This is a genomic window from Microbulbifer okhotskensis, assembly GCF_023895975.1.
GTDB classification, from domain to species: Bacteria; Pseudomonadota; Gammaproteobacteria; order Pseudomonadales; family Cellvibrionaceae; genus Microbulbifer; species Microbulbifer okhotskensis.
The window spans coordinates 1-238 of the sequence record NZ_JALBWM010000500.1 but is presented as its reverse complement, the minus strand read 5'-3'; the positions used below and the strand labels follow the sequence as shown (position 1 = coordinate 238).

Here is a 238-nt window from a genome sequence, read left to right as displayed (position 1 = left end):
CCAGTTCAAGCCCGAGTTCCTTGCCCTGTCGCCCAACAACCGCATGCCCGCGATCGTGGATAACGATCCCATTGATGGCGGCGCGCCGATCTCGGTATTCGAATCCGGTGCCATACTGATTTATCTGGCCGACAAGATAGGCCGCTTCCTGCCCACCGAGACCCGAGCCCGCAAAACCGTGCTCGAATGGCTCATGTGGCAGATGGGGGGGTTGGGCCCCATGGCGGGCCAGAACCAC

At 61.8% G+C, this 238-nt stretch carries 1 protein-coding gene; it reads left to right on the top strand.

Annotated elements, in window-relative coordinates; all coding sequences use genetic code 11:
* On the top strand, positions 1-238 hold a 238-nt coding region (locus tag MO867_RS23075; RefSeq protein ID WP_507161431.1), incomplete at both ends, for a glutathione S-transferase family protein.